Here is a 21,052-nt window from a genome sequence, read left to right on the forward strand (position 1 = left end):
TAAAGTCGACGTTTTGTATGGTGAGTCACGTTACTATAGCGTCGCCGCCATGACGAGGAGTATACGATGGAAATCTTTCTGGCTGAGCTGCCTAAAATTGAACTGCACCTGCACATAGAAGGCACACTGGAGCCGGAGATGATGTTTGCGCTGGCACAGCGCAATGGCATCACACTGCCTTACGCCGATGTTGAAGCCGTACGCGCCGCTTACCAGTTTGCCAACTTACAGTCGTTTTTGGACCTCTATTATCAGGGGGCTGCCGTTCTGTGCACTGAACAGGACTTCTATGATCTCACCTGGGCCTATCTGCAGCGCTGCCAGCAAGATAACGTGGTGCACACCGAGATTTTCTTTGATCCGCAAACCCATACCGCGCGGGGAGTCGATTTCGCGGTGCCACTGCAGGGTATTCGTCGCGCGTTGGCGGAGGCTGAACGCCAATGGGGCATCACTAGCCGTCTAATCATGTGCATCTTGCGCCACCTAAGCGAGGATGAGGGGTTGGCGATACTCGAACAGGCGGTCGATTACCGCGACGAGATTGATGGCATCGGTCTGGATTCTGCCGAGGTTGGTAATCCGCCATCAAAGTTCGTGCGCCTGTTCCAACGTGCCCGTGAGCTGGGATGGCCCTGTGTGGCGCATGCCGGAGAGGAGGGGCCTGCAAGCTATATTTGGGACGCGCTGGACTTGCTGAAGGTCGTACGCATCGACCACGGCGTGCGTTGTGTGGATGATCCCTTGTTGATGGCACGGCTCGCATCAGAGCGTGTACCGCTAACGGTCTGTCCGTTATCCAATACTCGGTTGAAGGTGTTCGAACAGATGGCGGATCACACAATTCTCGATCTGCTGGATCGCGGGCTCTGTGTCACGGTCAACTCCGATGACCCTGCCTACTTCGGGGGTTACATGACTGCCAATTTCCGCGCTTTGGCAACAGAGCTTCATGCCAGCCGAGAGCAACTGCGCATGCTGAGCCTGAATGCTGTCGAAGCTTGTTGGCTGGATGAGCGCCAAAAAAAGGCATTGCGCGAGCGCATTCTGGCGTGTCTGTGACAAATGCTATGATAAGCCCCTCTGATTTTGGTCGTGACAGGTTGTTATGAGCTCCGAAAACCGTATGCACCAGGATCCTGCTGCGTTTGACACGCGCTTTGATTCTGATCTTCTTCATCCCCGCCATTGGCCTACCTGGCTCATGTTGGCATTGATGTGTCTGTTTGCCTGGGTGCCAACCCGCTGGCGCGATGCCCTGGCCCGCAAGCTGGCGCCCCTGGCCGTGCGTTTGGCCAAGAAGCCGTGCCGTGTCGCCAGAACGAATTTGGCGATCTGCTTTCCTGCCTTGAGCGTTGAGCAACGTGAAGCCTTGCTGCTCGCCAATATGACCAAGGGGCTGCAATGCATGCTGGCGTTCGGGGTGCCAACCTTTCGTTCCCGCAGGACGTTGCTGTCTCGTTACCGGGTGACAGGCTGGGAACATGTTCAGGCCGCTGAGGCCAGTGGTAAACCGATCATCTTCCTGATGCCCCATGCCTGGGCTGTGGACATGGCAGGACTCTACATCAGTGCACAAGGGCTTAAAATGTGCACCATGATGCACAGTGTGCCGAACAAGTTGTATGACTGGTTTATCAATCGGCAGCGGCGCTTCTTTGGTGGCACCGTGTATGAGCGCAGCGCCGGACTTAAACCCATAATCCGTAACCTCAAGCAGGGATATCACTTTTTCTACCTGCCGGACCAGGATCATGGTCCTGAGGGCAGCCTGTTTGTGCCGTTCTTCGGACGCATGAAGGCCACGCTGCCAGCCCTGCCCAAATTGTGCAAACTCACGCAAGCGGTAGTTGTGCCGATGTTTATCGCTTATGACGATCACCTGGGTGGCTATCAGATCGAGTTTTCTCCAGCGCTCAGCGACTATCCCGGTCAAGATATTGCAACAGATACCCTGCGGATGAACCAGATCATCGAGCAGCAAGTTGCCAGATTCAGCGCCGATTATATGTGGTTCCTCAAGTATTTTCGCTCGCGTCCGGTGGATGATCCGGGGCGTACCTACGACTGACAGCAGGAGCCGGAGTGAGCCAGGAATCGTTGATTGTCATGGAAGATGAAGCAACACGTTGTCTGGTCGAGGCTCTGCTTGACCAATCCGCTGTGCGCATTCGACGTCGCTGGGCAAAATTGCAGGCGCAGCTGTGGATTGAACAGGGGTGGTTGCAGGTCGACTCGACAGCGGAACACTACTCGCTAACCGCGGCCGGGCGAACAATTTTTCTGCAACAGCATCAGGAGTGGCTGCTGCGGACCCAGCCTGATGCCGAACAAAAACTACAACGTCTTGGCATCGAGCTGCCTGCGCAATTACCTCCGGCGATCTTTGCAGCCTTGCTGTTTGGCGATCGGCATCATCGTTGGCAACCTGCGGAGTGGGCGCAATTAGCCGAGCAAGGGCTCTCGGCTGCAACCGATCAGCCACTGCGTTTTAGAACCCGGCTGCCGATGACGTTATTCCTGCAACAGGGTGACTTGCTCGATATGCAAAGCTGGATCCGGCACAGTGCTGAGTGTGTATTGCCCGTCGCGTTATCCAGTCAGATCGCTAAAATTCTCTGGGCCGCCCAGCCGCCCGGCAAAATTGTCACCATCGAGAGCCGGGCCGCTTACCTGAGCTACCCGCTGGCAGCAGATGAGCTGGTCGTTTTCGCGCCTGCCGGCATGCCGTCGTTATGGCAGTCCTTCTTGCGCGCTTTGCCACCCGGTTTTCTGTGGGCGCATCTGTGCGATCTGCATCCGGATGCACTAATGCGCTGTCTACAATGGGCTAACGAACTGAGCCGCGCCGTGTGTCTGATGTTGCCGGATAATCTATCGTCATTCGTCAATGAGTACGGCATCGCACTCTCCGACGCCCATGCCTGGTCTTTGGCCGCATTACCGCGTGCCTGGCAGAGCCCGTTGGGCTATCTCTTCACATCGGGGCGCTGGCTGCAGCAAGAGGTTTTCACACTCACACCGCGTTGGGTGTTGTCTGCCCCGGCAAGTATGAATCTTGAGGAAAGGATTCTTTCTGCATCGGCAGAGTGATATAAAATGCACATGCACTCGTCTGGTGCCCATTGGTGGCCCGGACGTTCAAGTCAGCGGCCATCCATCAGCAGACACAGACAGGGATTACTATGTTCGAAAAGGTCACAGCGGCGCCAGCAGACCCGATTTTGGGCCTCACTGAAGAGTTTCGTAACGATAAACGCAGTCACAAGATCAACCTTGGCGTCGGTATTTACAAGAATGATGCGGGTGAGACCCCCATCCTCAATACAGTCAAGAAAGCCGAGCAGATCCTGCTGGAAACGGAAAAAACCAAGAATTATCTGAGCATTGAGGGGTTGGCCGAATATGGTCAGCTAGTGCAACAACTGTTGTTTGGTGCGCAGAGTGATATCGTAACCAGTCAGCGTGCCAAGACGGCCCAGGCTCCGGGCGGGACAGGTGCATTGCGTATCGGTGCCGAATTTCTATCCCGGCAGCAACTGAGTCGTAAAGTATGGATTTCCAATCCTACCTGGGTTAACCACTTCCAGGTATTTGGCGCGGCGGGAATGGAGACAGCCGAATACACCTATTATGACCCACTGACGCGCGGTCTGAACTTCGACGGCATGCTGAACTCCTTGGCCGCGGCACAAGAGGGCGATGTTGTCTTGCTGCATGGCTGCTGCCATAACCCGACCGGGATCGATCCCAGCCAAGCGCAATGGGAACAGCTTGCGCAATTCTGTGCTGAACGCAAGCTGCTGCCGTTTTTCGATTTCGCTTATCAAGGCTTTGCCCGTGGTGTGGATGAGGACGCAACCGGGCTGAGAATCTTCGCCAAACATCATCGCGAGATGTTGGTAGCCAGCTCATTCTCAAAGAATTTCGGTCTGTATAACGAACGTGTGGGCGCCATTACACTGGTCACCGATTCAGCTGACGTGGCGCAAGTGGCGTTCAGTCAGATCAAGACGACAATCCGCGCTAACTATTCCAATCCGCCTGCCCATGGTGCCTCAATCGTCTCCACTGTGCTCAAGGATCCGCAGCTCAAGGCCGAGTGGGAAGATGAAGTCCGCCAGATGCGGGATCGGATCTGGGAGATGCGCAAATTACTCGTCAGCAAGCTCAAGGAGCATGGTGTCTGCCAAGATTTCAGCTTTATGACTGAGCAAAATGGCATGTTCTCTTTCTCTGGTCTGGACAAGGCGCAGGTTGCACGTCTGAAAGAGGAATTTGCTGTTTATATCGTGGGTTCTGGCCGCATCAGTGTGGCGGGTATCACGACACAGAATATCGATGCGCTGTGCGAGGCGATTGCTCAGGTCATCTAAATCAGTGACAGGTTAAACATGAAAAAGGCGCCTCCTGGCGCCTTTTTGTTGTGTGACGCCAAGCAATTAGCGGCTGAGCTGGTATGAGCCGACCATGTCTTCAAGCATGATCGCCTGCTGGTGAAGGCTGCCACTGGCCTCGCCGAGCTGATGCACCACCATCTCGGTCTCTTCAACGGCATCCCGAATGATCATCAGACTATCGGTGACCTGACTGGCGACCAGACTTTGTTGCTCCGACGCCGCTGCAATCATGTCACTGCGTTCGGCCTGATGACCAATTTGATCGGCGATCGCCGCAAATTCATGGTTAGCCGCCTCGGCGTCCTGCATGGCACTTTGCGCATTCTTGACGCTCACTTCCATCTGACTGACGGCCTGACGGGTTCTCTGCTGCAGGTTGTTGATCATATCGTCAATCTCACGGGTCGCCTGCTGAGTCCGGCTGGCCAGTTGGCGAACCTCGTCGGCCACGACGGCAAAACCGCGTCCCTGATCGCCGGCTCTGGCCGCTTCGATGGCTGCGTTGAGGGCGAGCAGGTTTGTCTGTTCAGAAATGCCACTGATCGTGTTGACGACCTGACCGATGGAGGAGACCTGCTGCTCTACCTGATCGACTGCGGAGGCGCTGTCGTTGAGATTGCCGACAAGCTGATGAATGCTGGTAATGCAGTGCTGCAGCTGGCTGACACCTCGATTGGTCATAGCGTCAGTCTGCTGGTTGTCCGAGGCACTGATTTGCGCATTACTGGCGACATCACGGATGGTTGTCGCCATCTCTTCCATGGCGGCAGCGAGCGCATCCAAGCGTTCGCGCTGGTCCTGCACGGCCTGACCGACTTGGCGCATCCCATCATTCATTTGCGAGGACGCCGCCGAAAGCGTGATGGAGGTGTCATGTTGCTTGTACAGCAAGTTATTGAGGTTGTGGCGTGTTTCTTCCAGAGCGCGGTTGATATCGGCAAATTCATCGCGACCGACCGCCGCTATGCGCCGGCTGAGATTACGATTGGCGATCATCCGCAGCTCATTCAACGACTGGTTAACCTGACTTCCGATGGCGCGGCTGATGATCATCACGATCAACAGCATGCTCAGCAGGGTGCCGGCAATGATGATGGAACTGCGCCACAGGTAGCTGATGAAAGCGTCATCTGCTGCGTCCATGTACACACCTGAAATCAGCAGGTACTCTCCGACCGGCGCCACATAAGCCGCTTTCATTGTCTTTTTCGTGCTACCGGGTTTGACGTAGGGGTAGTGGATGAGCTCTGCCGTGTCACCATGACCGATTCGGGTAAAGGCCTGGCTGACTTCTTCATTCGTCTCGATGACCTGAACGGTATCCAGGAAGCCACCTTCACGCTCGGCTTTAGGTGGGTAGATGAGTAGTCGGCCTTGCCGGTCGGCTAGAAAGAAATAACCTGACTGGTTGTCGCCCCAGCGCAAGCCTTGCAGCATCCGGCGACTGTTGGTCAGAAAGGCTGCCGGTGCCTGGTCCAATTCAGCCTGCAGCAGGCTGTGAACGGCGGTCACTTGACTGATCAGTCCCTGGTCAATGCTGTCACGGATAGCATCCCGTGTTTCAAAAGCAGAATAGAGGTTACCGAGGATAGAGCAGAGGAGCACAACCAGGAACAGCAGTCCCATCTTGCCATTGAAACGCAGCTTCGAGGTCATGCGCAGCAACCATCCAGGTTGATGATGACGATGATGCATATCTGATACTGCGGAGGAAAGCAGTGCAGAGTCCATATTCACTTCCCATAAAAAAATGAGGCCAAAGGCTTGGTTTGATCCGGACATCGAATCGTGCAGATATTCTAGATAGTTGCATGTGGAGCGAGAAGATCAGAACTCGAATCAGCATCGTGTTTTGGTAAACTTTTATTTGAGCTTGTTCTCAGAATCACCAGATGGATAAATCAGTTACATTTGCCGAATCATCTTCGGCAAATATTTCGATTTTTCATTAACATAACAGTAACGCCCAAAGTGCAGTCCTGACTCTGGTTACGCGCGGTGCGTTTTGGAGGTGCAGTGGGGTGATCTGGATCATGCATTAGTTTTTCTAATTAATAGCTGGCAAAAAAGGTCAATTGTGACTCCCATGGGGGAGGGCTAGACTTAGCTCATACCAATGAGGAGACCACATCATGGCTACCCAACTGAATTCTCAAACCAGCACCCTGCAACCTGCCGGTGTTGTTGAACATCTCAAGTCTCTGTGTCTGACCTGGCTGGAGCGTGCACGCAGCCGTCGTGAACTGGCAGAGCTGCCGCCCTACCTGCTCAAGGATATTGGCTTGACCGAATCAGACCGTTTTAACGAGAGCAACAAGCCATTCTGGCGCGATTAAGGAGAAAGGGACTGCGTTAGCAACAAAGTCTGTCTACTGACGATTCCATTTCCCTGTGGAACAGTGGTAACTCAGTTCCTTTATTCCATTAGCCCCGCATTGCGGGGCTTTTTTGTCAGATAGTCGTCTGCCTCAATGAGGCAAAATGGGTTTCCCATGCAGGCCCACTGTCCAGCCACAACCGATTGCCGAGCCTGTGCCAGGGCATCGTGAGGCGACGGCGGTTGGTCACCATACATACCGGGCTAACCCCGGGATATGAACGAGTAGCTCGCGGCAACCATGCAAATCAGCGCCGATACAAGGGTGTCCGCGGTCTGATATCGGTTGCTGGCAGCCCTTTTGATGATGACGTGCAGTTAGCCGTTTGCCGGTGTAAAAAAGGCAGCCTTGGCTGCCTTGATACTCCTCCGGACAATCAGACTCAATCTTTGACTATACGGCGACGCAGCGGCGCAAAACCCTCCTGCGCCAGTTGCTCATCAGAGGCTTGCTTGCCTGGGCGTCGCCGATGCGCGGCGGCCACTCTGGCGGCATGGGCATCTTCTGTCTTGGATTGTGCCACCTCCTGTTGCGCTTTGCGCAGCAGCGGGTGAGCATGGGGCTTGCGCTTGCGAGGGGCTGATGTGAGACCCGTAAACTTGGCCTCCAAACCGGGCAACACCATGAAATCATCCGTCAGATTCAATAATTGGCGAACGGCCAGGTAACTCGCCCAATCCTTGGCGCTGACTAACGAGACGGCAGTGCCTTTGGCCCCGGCACGACCTGTGCGACCAATGCGATGAATGAACTCGGCGGCCACTTTGGGCATATCAAAGTTGATGACCAGCGACACATTGAGCAGATCCAGACCGCGTGAGGCGATGTCGGTAGTAAACAACACCTTGTGGTGACCTCGCATGAAACCGTCCATGATGTTGTTGCGAGCGGATTGTTTCAGATCGGAGGAGAGCGCAACCGAGTTGAAACCCTTGGCGTTAAACAGCGTTGCCAAGCGCTCTGTGTCACTGCGCGTGGCAGTAAAGACGATGACTTGCTGATAGTTTTCTTGTTGCAGCAGGTATTCGAGTTGAGTCTGTTTGTGGTCCAGGTGATCGGCAAGGATAAAACGCAACGAAATGTCGTCGTGTTGTTCAAACTCTTGTCCGACGCTGATGCGTTGCGGGGATTGCAGCAAGACGGTCGAAAGCGCTTCAAAATCGGTATGACCCAGCGTGGCCGAGAACATCAGGGTCTGGCGCAGCCGGTGATCTGCCGCATCATGGATTTGTTTGAGTTCATTGGCAAACCCCATGTCGAGCATTCTGTCTGCCTCATCGAGGATCAGCAGCTCCAGACCATCCAGAAACAGCGAACGTTCTTGCAGATGGTTAGCGATTCGACCCGGCGTCCCGATGACAATATGAGGATGACGCTGTAATGCTTTGGCTTGATCGTTGAAATTCTCGCCGCCCAATATGAGTGCCGATTTATAGGATGTGGCTGCAATCAGCAGGCGCAGCTGGGCATGAACCTGTTTGGCCAGTTCACGGGTCGGGGCCAGGATCAGTGCACGCGGCCCTCGTTTGCCAAGTACGCGACTCGTCAGCAGCCGTTGCACCATAGGTAACAAAAACGCCAGCGTCTTGCCCGATCCGGTCTTTGATGAGGCGGCGACATCTTTGCTCGCCAGGATCAGCGGGATGGACAGTTTCTGGATTTCAGTAGGTTCATCAAAGGCCAGATGACTCAAGGCGCCAAGCAACTTGGGGTGCAGCGAAAATTCGTCAAAACGCAAAACAGACTCCAGTGATCAGATACTGTTTTCTATTCTATGCCAACGGCGCGCGCTAGGCGATGTCAGCGTTGTAAAAGCACGCTTCAGAGTGGCGCTTTAGTTGACACCGGCCGGCTAAAGCTTCTAGATTGTTGTCTCCGTCGACACTGACGCCAGGGAGCGGAGCCCGAAAGGGGTTGTCCGTGACTTGCCAGGCGTATGACTGTGGTTTGTGTTCCGTTTGTTGCTTAGCCTCGATTGCGGTTCCCTTCATCCTTTCTACGTCGGTTTAAAGCCAGCCCATGGGCTCCTTGGCACTTTCACTATGGGAAGTAGATGATGCAATACCAAACCGATGACGTTCGCATTAAAGAGATTAAGGAATTGTTGCCTCCGGTGGCCGTTCTGGAAAAATACCCCGCCACTGAAACAGCATCGGCTACCGTTTTTGAAGCGCGCCAGGCCATTCACAACATTCTCTCAGGCACCGATGATCGGTTGTTGGTCGTCATTGGTCCCTGTTCTATTCACGACCCACAAGCCGGCATTGAATATGGCCAACGTCTGCTGGCCTTGCGCGATGAACTCAAAGATCGCCTCGAAATCGTCATGCGTGTCTATTTTGAGAAGCCACGCACCACTGTCGGTTGGAAAGGGCTGATCAACGATCCCTACATGGATGGTACTTTCCGTATCAACGATGGTCTGCGGATTGGTCGCAAGTTGCTGCTGGATCTGAACGAAATGGGCATGCCTACCGCCAGCGAGTTCCTGGATATGATCTCGCCGCAATATGTCGCAGATTTGATGAGTTGGGGCGCTATCGGTGCTCGTACCACTGAATCGCAAGTCCACCGCGAACTGGCATCCGGCTTGTCTTGTCCGGTTGGGTTCAAAAACGGTACCGATGGCACCACTAAAGTGGCCGTTGATGCTATCAATGCCGCCAGCGCATCACACTGTTTCCTGTCGGTAACCAAATATGGTCATTCTGCCATCGTGCAGACCGGTGGCAACCCGGATTGTCATATTATCCTGCGCGGTGGCAAGGAGCCGAATTACAGTGCCGCCCACGTCGCGGCGGTGGCAGACGATCTGGCCAAGGCCGGATTGCCGCAAAAAGTCATGGTCGACTTCAGCCACGCCAACAGCTCCAAGCAGTTCAAGAAGCAGATGGAAGTGTGTGAAGATGTCTGCGGCCAGATTGCCAATGGTAGCCAGAGTGTATTTGGCGTCATGGTGGAGAGCCACCTGGTAGAGGGGCGGCAGGATCTGATTGAAGGTGAGGCTTGCAAGCTGACCTTTGGACAAAGCATCACGGACGCCTGCATTGGCTGGAGTGATACCGAACAGTTGTTGCGTCAACTGGCCGAAGCGGTCGCCAGACGTCGCGGCTAATCAGCGCGCTCTTGCGCTGCAACATGATATAAAGAGGACTTCGGTCCTCTTTATTATTTTCATGCTTACTCAGCAACCAGTGGTGACGAGGGCGTAGGATGCGGCATTACTTGCGGCGCTATCGGCATCACAACTGGCCGGATTAGTGGATCCATAAGCTTGCCGATACATGAAATAGCAGTTACTGGCTTTTACCGTACTGTTATTACCGCGTACATAGCCGAAATACACCTTGTCGACATCTTCTTCCTGACTGGCAAGTGTATCTGTGCTGTAGTCTAGCCGCTTGCTGACATCGGTATTATCCAGATAGCCACACTTGAGACGTGTTTCATAGGTACCATCTCCATCTAGATCGACATCCGTTAGATCCGCTCTTCCCGAAACGGCTTTTACACTGTACGACGGCATTTTCGATTTCAGGTACACCAATTGATTGGCCTCTTTGACACTGGCCTGCAACTGACCCAGTACCTTGATACGAGCATCGGCGCCGAAAGATAATAGACGGGGGGCGGCGATGACAGCCAAAATGCCAACAATGACAATCACGATAATCAGTTCAATTAATGTAAAACCGTTTTTTGGGGTCACGCGACACACTCGTTAGTCATCAGTTGCCGAACATTCTGCTGATTAAATAAAATATTTCAATCTACATCAGTGATAATACCGTAATGAGCGGGGCGATTTAGGCGCCAAATCCAGGGGCCGCGGATTGACCGGAAGGGTAAGCGTCGAAACAGAGCGCTTATAGTCAGTGACAGCGGGCATCGTTATAATCGCCCATACAATAATGCAGGTGGATTAAAGCGTGTTCAAACAGGCCAAGCGACACCAGGAAATTCTCGAACTCCTCAGTCAAAATGGATTTGCCTCGACAGAGGAACTGGTTGCCCAGCTAGATGTCAGCCCGCAAACAATTCGTCGCGATCTCAATGAATTGGCAGAACAAGGCAAGGTGGCGCGACACCACGGAGGGGCCTCTTTGCCCAGTGCCCCGTTGGTAATACCGGCAAAATCCGGTTCGGATGCTGAATCCAGATTGCGCATGGCGCGGTTTATCGCGCAACGCATACCTGATGGTGCCTCGCTATTTTTATCGTCTGGTCCGTTAATGGAAGCCGTTGCCGCAGCGCTCCTCGATCACCGTGATTTACGCATTGCCACATCCAATTTGAATATCGCAGCGCTGCTGACGGCCCGAGATGATTTTCAGGTATATATCAGTGCCGGTCAGGTCTGCAGTAGAACCGGTCTGGTTCAAAGCCAGAGTGCTTATGATTTTCTGCGTCAATTCCAGATGGATTACTGTTTGCTCGAAGCCTGCGCAGTTGAGCCGGATGGTCAGCTGCTGGGGCTGGATGAGGCCTTGGTCAGCTGCGAGCAAATCATGATTCGGCAGGCCAGGGCCGTCTGGGTTGCTATACCCCCACACGCGGCGCAGTCCAGAGGCATGTTCTTCATTGCGGCAGCGATGCAGATATCAGAGGTGTTCTTTGCCGAGTTACCCGAAACAGCGTTGACGCAGGTATATGATCAGCAAGGCGTCAAATGGAAGATTTGTTCTTAACGCTCACCGTATTCTGTTTTCGTTATTTTTCTGGGGAAACAGTTGTCTCTTTCCAGATGAGATATAGCCGTAAATCGAATTCCAATTGATGATAATCGGGCTCCATGTGCTGACAAAGTTGGTAAAAGGCTCTGTCATGTGCCTTGACTTTAAGATGTGCCAGTTCATGTACGACTATCATCCGTAAAAAGGCGTCAGGGGTTTGTTTGAATAACGAGGCGATGCGTATTTCATTTTTTGCCTTGAGCTTTCCACCTTGTATTCTGGCAATTTGCGTGTTCAAACCTAATGCCTGCTGCACCAGATTTAATTTGTTATCAAATTGAACACGTGACAGGGGCGCTGCGTGTTTCATGAAACGCTCTTTGAGTGTCATCGCGTATTCATATAACGCCTTGTCATTTTGCACGCTGTGGCTTTGTTGGCCATATCGATGGGCAAACCACTCAGCCAGTTTTCCACTGCTGATTAATTTTTGTGCTTGTTGTTGAATGGACTCCGGATAACCGGCCAAATAATTCAAGTGTTTGGGTTGCATACTCCCTCCGCGCGGGGATTATAGGCACTGGCGCGTATCACTCCAAGCCGTCAGTCGCGTATCAATAGGTAACAATACGCAAGTCTGTGGTAACCCCTGTCGCCAGAGGGGCATTTTTCGCTATGCTAATAGCGTTTTCAAATCGATGTCGCCACGACATCATAGCGTTACAAAAACATCCATAAGGGGTTAGAAGATGGAACAGGTCAACATCTCGATGTTCAGTGATGTGTTGGAGTATGTGCGTATGTCTCGTCGTCGGAATAAGCTCAAGCGCGAGATCGAAGATAACGAGAAGAAGATCCGCGATAACCAGAAGCGCGTCCTGTTGCTGGACAACCTGGCTGACTACATCAAACCGGGTATGAGCGTGGAAGAGATCCAGGCAATTATCGCCAGCATGAAGAGCGATTATGAGGATCGTGTTGATGAATACGTCATCAAGAACGCGGAACTCTCTAGTGAACGCCGTGAGTTGAGCCAGAAACTGACTGCTTTGGGCCGCGATAAGCGCAGCTGATCACCGATCTGTGGAAGAACCCGGCTCAAGGCCGGGTTTTTTTGTTTAGGCCGCTGCCTTCTATACTCATGCAAGCAGGCAATCCGTTGTGTTGTTCAGTGAGCATCGAGAGCGCGATATGAGAAGAAACAGCTGGCTGGGTGGCGTCCTACTCGGACTGGTACTGGTGTCATCCGACACACAAGCTTTGCATTGTGTTGCTCTGATAACCGGGAGCTCGGGAACTCATTTCTGGCGGTCGGTGGAGTCGGGGGCACGCAAGGCCGCGGGGGAGATGGGTGTCGAGTTGTTCTATCGTCAACCTCATGATGAGGCGGCACACAAGGAACAACGAGAGCTAATCAAAGAGGCGTTGCAACGAGGCTGCCAGGGGCTGGTTCTGGCGCCGAGCAGCCCGGCGCAAGCCGATGTCGTCAGCGCCTGGCTAGACAAATCACTCACTGTGGTATTGATCGATCGCCAGATGAACATTGGCCCAGTGACGGCCGAGGTTATGACGGATAACTATGCCGCCGGCCGGCTCGCAGCTCAGAAACTGGCGTTGTCACTGCGGAATCAAGGGCATGTCACGGTACTGCGTTTGAAAAAAGGGATCCCGTCCACAGATGCGCGGGAGCAGGGTTTTATTGATGAAGTAAAACGCACGCGGATGACGCTCATTGATCCTGTCTATCTGGGGGCGGATATCAATGATATCCGCAAGACAGCCGAGCATTACCTAAAGCTGCATGGCGCCGAGTTGGATGGCATCTTCACTCCCAACGAAATGACGACCGTCGGTGTGATGGCCGAGCTGCGCCGATCCCCGCATCATGGTCGCATTGTGCATATTGGATTCGATTTTAATCGCTTCTTGTTACAAGCACTGCAGAAGGGCGAAATTGCCGGTCTGGTATTGCAGCAGCCATTTGTGATGGGCTACCAAGGTGTGAAAATGGCAGTTAAAAACACCGGGCCGTCATCGGAGCATACTCATCATACGCCGGTTTTCTATTTAACACTGAAATCGTTACAGTAAGCGGAAGGGAAAGCGTTTTTGCAACTCAACACCGATGTCGGTAGCGCCAAGCTCAAGGCTCCATCACCCGAGCCCGGTGCACAACCATGAGAAGAGACAGTTTCGAGATAAGGGAAGTGCCTGTGGAGCACTTCCCTGCTCTGGATCTTAAGCCGCGGTTGTATGTCGTTCACGCAGGCGTTGAACCACATCGGCAAGTTGCAGCCCTTCGTTTTGCAGCAACACTGTCAGGTGATAGAGCAGATCTGCGGATTCATTGATCAGCTCTTCACGGTCTTTCGCCATCGCTGCCAGTGCCACTTCGACACCCTCTTCGCCGACCTTCTGCGCGATGCGCTTGGTACCTTTGGCATACAGGCGTGCGGTGTAGCTTGACTCCGGACTGGCCTCTTTGCGAGCGGCCAGGATCTGTTCGAGCTCGGCCAGAAAGCCCAGCGGGGGCAGGGGATGACCGTCGAAGCAGCTGGGGCAACCACGATGACAGGTCGGGCCAATCGGATCGGCGGCAATCAGCAGACAATCCTGATCGCAGTCGGTCGAGATGGCGCGCAGTTGCAGGTAATGGCCCGAGCTTTCACCCTTGGTCCATAGCCGCTCTTTAGTGCGGCTATAAAAAGTGACATGACCGGTATCGAGGGTCGTCTGCAATGCTTCCGGGTTCATGAACCCCTGCATTAACACTTCACCACTGTGGACATGCTGGACGATCACCGGCATCAGGCCGGCCACCTTGTTCCAGTCCAGTTGCTGACTATCAAATGGATGCTGTTCAGTCACGGATCTGCACTCCTTCATTACGCAGATAGGCCTTGAGATCAGGGATCGGAATGATGCCTTTGTGGAATACCGAGGCGGCGAGGGCACCATCAACATCGGCCTTGATAAAGGCATCGCGGAAGTGAACCATCTCGCCGGCGCCTCCCGAGGCGATCAATGGAACCCGGCACAGGTTACGGATCAGTTTCAGCTGTTCCAGATCATAACCCTTGCGCATGCCGTCCTGGTTCATCATGTTAAGGACGATTTCACCGGCACCGCGCTTTTGTACTTCGACGACCCATTCCGGGGTGGTCCATTGCGTAATGCGGGTACGGTTTTCGTCACCTGTATACTGTTTCACCTGGTAGTGGCCGGTGTCGGCATCGAAGTAGGAGTCGATCCCCACTACGACACACTGCACACCAAACCGCTCGGCCAATTCGCTGATCAGCGCCGGATTGGCCAGGGCTGGCGAGTTGATCGAGACCTTGTCCGCACCGTACTCGAGGATACGGCGCGCATCCTCGACGCTCTTGATGCCACCGGCGACACAAAATGGAATGTCTATCACCTCGGCGACACGGCTGACCCAGCTCTTGTCGACGACACGGGCATCCGAAGAGGCGGTGATGTCATAAAACACCAGCTCGTCGGCACCTTCCTCGGCGTAGCGTTTGGCCAGCGGCACTATGTCGCCCATCACTTCGTGATTGCGAAACTGGACACCCTTGACGACCACGCCATCTTTGACGTCGAGGCAGGGGATTATGCGTCTTGCCAGCATTGGATGGCCTCCTTGACGCTGAATTTACCTTCCAGTAGCGAACGACCAAGAATAATCCCGGCAACACCTGAGCCTTTGAGGGCGTCGATATCCGCCAGTCCGCCAATGCCACCAGATGCCTGGAAGCGTACCTGTGGGTAGGCGCTGCATAAGGTGCGATACAGCTCGACATTACTGCCTTGCAAGGTGCCGTCACGACTGATGTCGGTACACAGAACATGCTTAAGGCCGGCGGGCAGGAACTGCTCTATCAGCGCCTCTATCGTGACGCCGCTATCTTGTTGCCAACCGGCCACGGCGATCATGCGTTGTCCTGCGGCGTTGATGTTGACATCCAGCGCCAGCACTATGTGTTCGGCACCGTATTTTTCCATCCAGCCCATCACCATCTCGGGATGCTTGACGGCCGTGGAACCAATGACCACCCGATTGGCGCCGGCGGCCAGCAGATCGCTGACATCCTGCTCGCTGCGGACTCCGCCGCCGATCTGGACCGGTGCCGGGGTCTGGGCCAGCAACTGGCGGATGACGCTTAGCTGGCGCTGGGAGGCATCCTTGGCGCCATCAAGATCGACCAGGTGCAACTGCTGAGCCCCTTCGGCGACATAGAGATCAAAGCGCTCCTGCGGTGCGGCGCTGTATTCGGTCTTTTGGCCGTAGTCACCCTGGTACAGGCGCACCACCTTGCCGTTAATCAAATCGATTGCCGGAATAATCATCCTTGCTCTCCTACAACGCGATGAAGTTCTGGATCAGGCGGGCACCGGCCTTGCCTGAGCGTTCCGGGTGGAACTGGGCACCAAAGAAGTTCTCCTTGCCAACCACGGCGGTGAACGGGCCACCATAGTCACACCGGGCTAACGTCGCCGCAGTGACTTCCAGGGCGTACGAATGCACGAAGTAGAAATAGCTGCCACTGGGAATGCCGGCAAACAACGGATGGCTTCCGTCATGTTCGATTTGATTCCACCCCATGTGCGGCAGGCGTAGCGCACCGACCTGCATCAATTTGACCTTTCCCGGAACTATGCCCAGGCAGGCGATGTCCTGCTCACTACCCATGTGCTCTTCCGAGGCTTCGGCCAGCATCTGCATGCCCAGACAAAAGCCAAGCAGGGGTTGTCTGGCCTGGCGGATAAGATCCACCAGACCACGCTCATTGAGATTGTACATTGCCGCTTTGGCCGTGCCGACACCGGGCAGGATCAGCTTGTCCGCGCGGCGGATGGCTTCCGCTTGCTTGCTGACACGGACGCTAACACCCAGACGTTCAATCGCCATGCGCACTGACGAGAGGTTGGCGCAGCCGGTGTCGATGATTACGATATTCTGGTTGGTCATGATCACAGCACTCCCTTGCTCGACGGCAACTCGGTGCCTTCGATACGGATCGCCTGGCGTAATGCGCGGCCAAAGCCTTTAAACAGTGCTTCAACCTGATGGTGCGTGTTGCCAGCCCCCACGGAAAGATGCAGGGTAATCGCCATGGCATCCGAGAGGGAGCGAAAGAAGTGCGGGACCATTTCGGTGGCCATTTCGCCGACAGTATCGCGCCCAAACGCCGCATCGCAGCGGAACTGGAAGAAGGGGCGCCCGGAGAGATCCAGCGCCGCGCTCACCTCTTGCTCCAGTAGCGAATGGGGGATGGCCTCGACCCGGGCCTGCACTTCATCCATGGCCAGCACAAAGCCGAAGCGTCCGATACCGCGCTTGTTACCCAACGCCTGCTTGAGTGCGTCACCCAGCGCCAGACCGACATCTTCTACCGTGTGGTGATCATCGATATGCAGGTCGCCTTTGACCTGCAGTTGTAGACTGAAGCCGGCATGGGTTGCGATCTGATCCAGCATGTGATCAAAAAAGCCGATCCCGGTACTGATCTGATTGCCACCTTGTTTGTCCAGATCGACGCTGACGTCGATCTGCGTCTCCTTGGTATTGCGGATCACGTGCGCTTTGCGGCCTTGGCTCAGCAAACGGTCACGGATCTGCAGCCAGTTGCAACTGCTTGGATGGTATTGGATTCCGGTGATGCCCATGTTTTCGGCCAGCTGCACATCCGTGACGCGATCGCCGATCACATAGGAGTTGGCGTGATCAAGTTTGCCGGCCTGAAGCCAAGGCTTGACCAGACCCAGCTTCGGTTTGCGACAGCTGCAATCCTCATGGGGAAAATGGGGACAGATCAGCACATCGTCCCAATGCACGCCTTGGGATTCGAACAGATGCATCATCAGATCGTGTGGCGCCTGGAAATGCTCCAATGGCAAACTGGCTGTTCCCAGACCGTCCTGATTGGTGACCATAACCAGCCGGAAGCCGGCGGCCTGCAGCTCACGCAGTACCGGGATGACCATGGGTTCAAAGCGCAGTTTGTCGAGACGGTCGACCTGCTTATCGGTAACCGGCTCCTCGATCAGAGTGCCATCGCGGTCAATGAAAAGAATGCGTTGCTGACTCATGGGGCCACTCCTTGTTCGCTGAGGCGGCGCAGCACTTGCAATACCTCCGCCATCTCCTGCTCATCACCTATGGTGATGCGTACGCTGTCAGCCAGCATGGGTTTGTTACTGAAATCGCGCAGTATGATGCCGTGTTCCACCATGGTCTGGAACAGACGGCTTCCGCTGTCAAATCGGGCCAGCAGGAAGTTACCGTGATCATCGAATATTTCACGCACGCAACCGAGCTGTTGCATCTGTGCCTTGAGCTCGGCCTTGAGGCCGTTGAGCCACACCACCCGCTGCCGCATGGTCGCCAGACCGTCGGCACTGAGGGCCTGGGCTGCGATCTGGGCGACCGGCTCGGGAATCGGGTAGGGCGCGATCACCTTCAGCAGCAAGCTGATCACTTCGGCATTGGCCAATGTGAAGCCACAACGCAGGCCGGCCAGTGCAAACCCCTTGGACAGGGTGCGCGTGATCACCAGATGCGGATAATCCTTGATCAAGTCGGCCATGCTCATCTGCGGACAGAACTCGATGTATGCTTCATCAACTACCACAATCTGTTTGCCCGCGGTGGCGTCGAGGATGGCAAGCAAGGATGCTCGCTCCAGCACGGTACCGGTCGGATTGTTTGGCGAGCAGAAAAACAGCACCTTGATGGGCGCGCCGACGGACAATGCTTGCAAAATGGCAGGCACATCGGGCTGGAAGTTGTCCAGCGGCGCTATGGTGCGCATACCAACGCCACAGGTCTCGGCACTGATGCTATACATGCCGTACGTCGGCGGACAGAACAGGATCTCATCCTGCCCCGGTTCACAGAACGTCCGGATCAACAGCTCGATGGCTTCGTCTGAACCGCGGCTCACCAGTACTTGTTCTGGTGTGACCCCCGCATAAGCGGCATAGGCGGCAATCACTTCTGGTGGTTGACACTCTGGATAGCGGTTGAGACGACTGCAATCGAGCTGATACTGCTCGCTGCGCGGTGCCTCGTTGGCATTGAGAAAGATGTGTCCTTTACCACCGATGCGGCGCGCCGAGAGGTAAGGGGTCAATTGTTGTACCCGTTGACAGGCCAACGTGGTCAGCCAGCTCTTCGCACTCATGCTTGCGCCTCCTGATTGAGTACATCCATCCGCAACGTCACGGCACGCTTGTGGGCGCCGAGCCCTTCGGCGTCGGCCATGCGAGTCACGGTGTCAGCCAGTCCTTTAAGCCCCTCGGCCGTGAGTTCCTGTACTGTATAGCGACGTTGATAATCAGCCAGACCGAGGCTGGACGCAGTACGGGCGTAACCGTACGTTGGCAGCGTATGGTTGGTACCGCTGGCATAATCGCCCACCGACTCCGGTGTCCAGGCACCGAGGAAGATAGAGCCGGCATTTTCCAGACGCGGCAGCAGAGCGCGTGGCTCAACCGTCTGCACAATCAAGTGCTCAGGCGCGTACTCGTTAGAGATCACACATGCCTGTGCCAGGTCATCACAGACGATAGTCAGGCTGCTGGACAGTGCCTGCTCGGCTATCGCGGCGCGCGGCAGCACGGCCAGCTGTGCACTCACGGCCTGTTGAACCGCAGTGGCTAGCTCAGCACTGGGGGTGACCAGCACGACTTGAGAATCCGGACCGTGTTCAGCCTGAGACAGCAAATCGGCGGCCACAAAACCGGGGTGTGCATCGGCATCGGCAATGACCAGCACCTCGGAAGGACCTGCCGGCATGTCGATTGCGGCACCGCGAAAATCCATACTTACCTGACGCTTGGCCTCGGTAACCCAGGCATTTCCCGGGCCGAAAATCTTGTCCACCTTGCTGACGGTCTCAGTGCCATATGCCATGGCGGCGATGGCTTGCGCGCCACCCATGGTGTAGATCTCACTCACACCACATAAGGTCGCGGCGTAGATGATCTCGTCGGCAACCGGTGGCGGCGAGCAGAGCACAATCTTGCGACAACCGGCAATCCGCGCCGGGATGGCCAGCATCAGCACGGTACTGACCAGCGGTGCACTGCCACCGGGCACATACAGTCCCACGCGACCAATCGCGTGAGTGTGCAGCTCGCAACGGACACCGGTTTGCGTTTCAACGCTCAGCGCAGTCGGTTTTTGTGCTTCGTGGAACTGGGCAATATTGCGATAGGCGTGACCAATCGCGTCTTTCATCAGCGGCGAGACGCGCTGACAGGCCGCCTCCAGCGCGGCAGGCTCCAGGCGCAACTGCCCGTCAACAACGCGGTCAAATGCGGCGGTATACTCTTTAAGCGCCTTGTCACCTTCGCGCCGGATACGGGCAATGATGTCACTCACTGTGCTGCTGATATCGTCCGCACCTTGCATCGCTGGACGGGTCAGCAGTTGACGGCGTTGTTCACTATCGAGTTCATTCCAGTTGACGGTGCGCATCAGGTTCACTCCATCATCTTCTCGATTGGCAACACCAGAATTGAACTGGCCCCCAGCGCCTTGAGTTTTTCCATGGTTTCCCAAAACAGACTTTCGCTGGAGACCACATGCATCGCAACATGGTTGGTATCACCGGCCAGATCCATGATGGTGGGGTTTTCGGCGCCTGGCAGCAGGGCACTGATTTCAGCCAGTTTATCCTTCGGCGCGTGCAACATGATGTATTTGCTTTCGCGCGCCTGCAGCATGCCTTGCAGGCGGGGCATCAGTTTATCGACCAGCGCCTGCTTATCGGCCGGCAGCTCTTGGGCGGCCTGAATCAGGGTCGCCTTGGAGCGGTAGATGACCTGTACTTCTTTTAGACCATTGGCCTCGAGGGTCGCGCCTGAACTGACCAGATCGCAGATGGCATCGGCCAGACCGGCACGTGGGGCGACTTCTACCGATCCGGTCAGCATCACAGGTTTGAACTTGACACCCTGCTCGGCAAGGAAGCGCTTAAGCAGGTTAGGGTAGGTGGTTGCGATACGAGCTCCAGCGAGGCTCTCCGGACCACTCCAGACCTGCTCTTGCGGAATGGCCAACGAGAGGCGGCAATCACCATAGTCCAGACGGCGCAACGTCTTGTATTCAACGCTCAAGCCCAACGCTTGACGTTCCAGCATGGTCTCTTCGAGGACGTTCTCGCCAACAATCCCCAAATCCACGACACCATCCATCACCAGGCCGGGAATATCGTCATCACGAACACGTAAAATATCGATGGGCATATTTTCGACGTGAGCAATCAGTCGATCTTCACGCAGGTTGATCTTGAGGCCACAGCTCTTGAGCAGCGCCTGGGAGTCCTGACTGAGACGACCGGACTTTTGCATTGCGATACGTAGACGTTTGGTTTCCATTTGCTAATTTCCTTCTTAAAACAAAAAACCCTCGGAAGTGGTGATCTTCCGAGGGTTTGCAACTTTGGCTGGGCCGCTGTCTGGAAGGTCACCTGATGTGTCTTCCAGCAGTCACCCTCCTGAAAGACTATTCCGGATGATGGTGGTGATGATGGTGGATAGTATTCAGAAGTTGACGATTCATGGTGGCGTACCAGTTTCCTTGTTCAGC

The 21,052-nt window shown here is 54.9% G+C and carries 21 protein-coding genes and 1 other annotated feature; of the genes, 9 read left to right on the forward strand and 12 right to left on the reverse strand.

Going from position 1 to position 21,052, the window contains the following annotated elements; translation table 11 throughout:
* The first annotated feature begins 66 nt into the window (after window positions 1–66).
* From ACFOSS_RS11040 to ACFOSS_RS11055, 4 genes are all read left to right on the forward strand, one after another.
* Complete coding sequence (locus ACFOSS_RS11040; protein ID WP_377152410.1) at window positions 67–1,062, forward strand: adenosine deaminase; 996 nt, start codon at window positions 67–69, stop codon at window positions 1,060–1,062.
* 64 nt (window positions 1,063–1,126) lie between these two features.
* Window positions 1,127–2,071, forward strand: coding sequence for a lauroyl-Kdo(2)-lipid IV(A) myristoyltransferase (lpxM, locus tag ACFOSS_RS11045; protein ID WP_377153905.1), 945 nt, complete (start codon window positions 1,127–1,129; stop codon window positions 2,069–2,071).
* 14 nt (window positions 2,072–2,085) lie between these two features.
* Window positions 2,086–3,093 (forward strand): hypothetical protein, encoded by a 1,008-nt coding sequence (locus ACFOSS_RS11050; protein WP_377152411.1) that lies wholly within the window; start codon window positions 2,086–2,088, stop codon window positions 3,091–3,093.
* A 92-nt stretch (window positions 3,094–3,185) separates the two neighbouring features.
* A complete protein-coding gene (locus ACFOSS_RS11055) occupies window positions 3,186–4,376 on the forward strand; it encodes an amino acid aminotransferase (protein ID WP_377152412.1) in 1,191 nt (396 codons plus the stop codon).
* A gap of 66 nt (window positions 4,377–4,442) precedes the next feature.
* Here ACFOSS_RS11055 and ACFOSS_RS11060 read toward each other — a convergent pair whose 3' ends face one another.
* Window positions 4,443–6,095 carry a methyl-accepting chemotaxis protein gene (locus ACFOSS_RS11060; RefSeq protein ID WP_377152413.1) on the reverse strand — a complete coding sequence of 551 codons (1,653 nt, stop codon included), beginning with the start codon at window positions 6,093–6,095 and terminating at the stop codon, window positions 4,443–4,445.
* 437 nt (window positions 6,096–6,532) lie between these two features.
* On the opposite strand from ACFOSS_RS11060, the gene ACFOSS_RS11065 reads away from it, so the two are divergent.
* Window positions 6,533–6,736 (forward strand): DUF1127 domain-containing protein, encoded by a 204-nt coding sequence (locus ACFOSS_RS11065; RefSeq protein WP_377152414.1) that lies wholly within the window; start codon window positions 6,533–6,535, stop codon window positions 6,734–6,736.
* A 424-nt stretch (window positions 6,737–7,160) separates the two neighbouring features.
* Here the strand turns inward: ACFOSS_RS11065 and ACFOSS_RS11070 are convergent, their stop codons facing one another.
* Complete coding sequence (locus ACFOSS_RS11070; RefSeq protein ID WP_377152415.1) at window positions 7,161–8,516, reverse strand: DEAD/DEAH box helicase; 1,356 nt, start codon at window positions 8,514–8,516, stop codon at window positions 7,161–7,163.
* Between the two features lie 318 nt (window positions 8,517–8,834).
* Here ACFOSS_RS11070 and aroG point away from each other — a divergent pair, with 318 nt between their 5' ends.
* The gene (gene aroG, locus ACFOSS_RS11075) at window positions 8,835–9,893 is read left to right on the forward strand and encodes a 3-deoxy-7-phosphoheptulonate synthase AroG (protein ID WP_377152416.1); all 1,059 of its coding nucleotides are present in this window, start codon (window positions 8,835–8,837) and stop codon (window positions 9,891–9,893) included.
* Between the two features lie 69 nt (window positions 9,894–9,962).
* On the opposite strand, the gene ACFOSS_RS11080 is transcribed toward aroG, so the two are convergent.
* Window positions 9,963–10,487, reverse strand: a complete 525-nt coding sequence (locus ACFOSS_RS11080) for a prepilin-type N-terminal cleavage/methylation domain-containing protein (protein WP_377152417.1) — start codon at window positions 10,485–10,487, stop codon at window positions 9,963–9,965.
* A gap of 220 nt (window positions 10,488–10,707) precedes the next feature.
* Here ACFOSS_RS11080 and ACFOSS_RS11085 point away from each other — a divergent pair, with 220 nt between their 5' ends.
* Window positions 10,708–11,466: a DeoR family transcriptional regulator gene (locus tag ACFOSS_RS11085; RefSeq protein ID WP_377152418.1), complete on the forward strand. Its 759-nt coding sequence runs from the start codon at window positions 10,708–10,710 to the stop codon at window positions 11,464–11,466.
* 22 nt (window positions 11,467–11,488) lie between these two features.
* On the opposite strand, the gene ACFOSS_RS11090 is transcribed toward ACFOSS_RS11085, so the two are convergent.
* Window positions 11,489–12,004 (reverse strand): M48 family metallopeptidase, encoded by a 516-nt coding sequence (locus ACFOSS_RS11090; RefSeq protein WP_377152419.1) that lies wholly within the window; start codon window positions 12,002–12,004, stop codon window positions 11,489–11,491.
* A gap of 196 nt (window positions 12,005–12,200) precedes the next feature.
* Between ACFOSS_RS11090 and tmaR the strand changes: the two genes are divergently transcribed.
* Together tmaR and ACFOSS_RS11100 are read left to right on the forward strand one after the other, a co-directional pair.
* A complete protein-coding gene (gene tmaR / locus ACFOSS_RS11095) occupies window positions 12,201–12,524 on the forward strand; it encodes a PTS system regulator TmaR (RefSeq protein ID WP_377152421.1) in 324 nt (107 codons plus the stop codon).
* Window positions 12,525–12,642: 118 nt separating this feature from the next.
* Entirely contained in the window at window positions 12,643–13,542 is a 900-nt protein-coding gene (locus tag ACFOSS_RS11100; protein WP_377152423.1) for a substrate-binding domain-containing protein, read from the forward strand.
* Between the two features lie 147 nt (window positions 13,543–13,689).
* Here the strand turns inward: ACFOSS_RS11100 and hisIE are convergent, their stop codons facing one another.
* Genes hisIE through hisG form a run of 8 tightly spaced genes read right to left on the reverse strand, consistent with a single transcriptional unit; the run spans window position 13,690 to window position 20,841 of the window.
* Complete coding sequence (gene hisIE / locus ACFOSS_RS11105; protein WP_377152426.1) at window positions 13,690–14,319, reverse strand: bifunctional phosphoribosyl-AMP cyclohydrolase/phosphoribosyl-ATP diphosphatase HisIE; 630 nt, start codon at window positions 14,317–14,319, stop codon at window positions 13,690–13,692.
* Window positions 14,312–15,085, reverse strand: a complete 774-nt coding sequence (gene hisF, locus ACFOSS_RS11110; RefSeq protein ID WP_377152429.1) for an imidazole glycerol phosphate synthase subunit HisF — start codon at window positions 15,083–15,085, stop codon at window positions 14,312–14,314. Before hisF ends, hisIE begins: the two co-directional genes overlap by 8 nt.
* Window positions 15,067–15,804, reverse strand: a complete 738-nt coding sequence (hisA, locus tag ACFOSS_RS11115) for a 1-(5-phosphoribosyl)-5-[(5-phosphoribosylamino)methylideneamino]imidazole-4-carboxamide isomerase (protein WP_377152431.1) — start codon at window positions 15,802–15,804, stop codon at window positions 15,067–15,069. The genes hisF and hisA overlap by 19 nt, the downstream gene beginning before the upstream one ends.
* Window positions 15,805–15,814: 10 nt before the next feature.
* Window positions 15,815–16,426 carry an imidazole glycerol phosphate synthase subunit HisH gene (gene hisH, locus ACFOSS_RS11120; protein ID WP_377152434.1) on the reverse strand — a complete coding sequence of 204 codons (612 nt, stop codon included), beginning with the start codon at window positions 16,424–16,426 and terminating at the stop codon, window positions 15,815–15,817.
* Window positions 16,427–16,428: 2 nt separating this feature from the next.
* Entirely contained in the window at window positions 16,429–17,547 is a 1,119-nt protein-coding gene (gene hisB, locus ACFOSS_RS11125; protein WP_377152436.1) for a bifunctional histidinol-phosphatase/imidazoleglycerol-phosphate dehydratase HisB, read from the reverse strand.
* Entirely contained in the window at window positions 17,544–18,641 is a 1,098-nt protein-coding gene (hisC, locus tag ACFOSS_RS11130) for a histidinol-phosphate transaminase (protein ID WP_377152439.1), read from the reverse strand. Before hisC ends, hisB begins: the two co-directional genes overlap by 4 nt.
* A complete protein-coding gene (hisD, locus tag ACFOSS_RS11135; protein ID WP_377152442.1) occupies window positions 18,638–19,939 on the reverse strand; it encodes a histidinol dehydrogenase in 1,302 nt (433 codons plus the stop codon). The genes hisC and hisD overlap by 4 nt, the downstream gene beginning before the upstream one ends.
* Before the next feature lie 5 nt (window positions 19,940–19,944).
* The gene (gene hisG / locus ACFOSS_RS11140) at window positions 19,945–20,841 is read right to left on the reverse strand and encodes an ATP phosphoribosyltransferase (protein ID WP_377152445.1); all 897 of its coding nucleotides are present in this window, start codon (window positions 20,839–20,841) and stop codon (window positions 19,945–19,947) included.
* Window positions 20,842–20,860: 19 nt separating this feature from the next.
* Window positions 20,861–20,993, reverse strand: a sequence feature (His leader region).
* Between the last annotated feature and the right edge of the window lie 59 nt (window positions 20,994–21,052).

Origin of the sequence: Pseudaeromonas sharmana, from assembly GCF_042649925.1 — a bacterium.
In the GTDB taxonomy this organism is placed as follows: domain Bacteria; phylum Pseudomonadota; class Gammaproteobacteria; order Enterobacterales; family Aeromonadaceae; genus Pseudaeromonas; species Pseudaeromonas sharmana.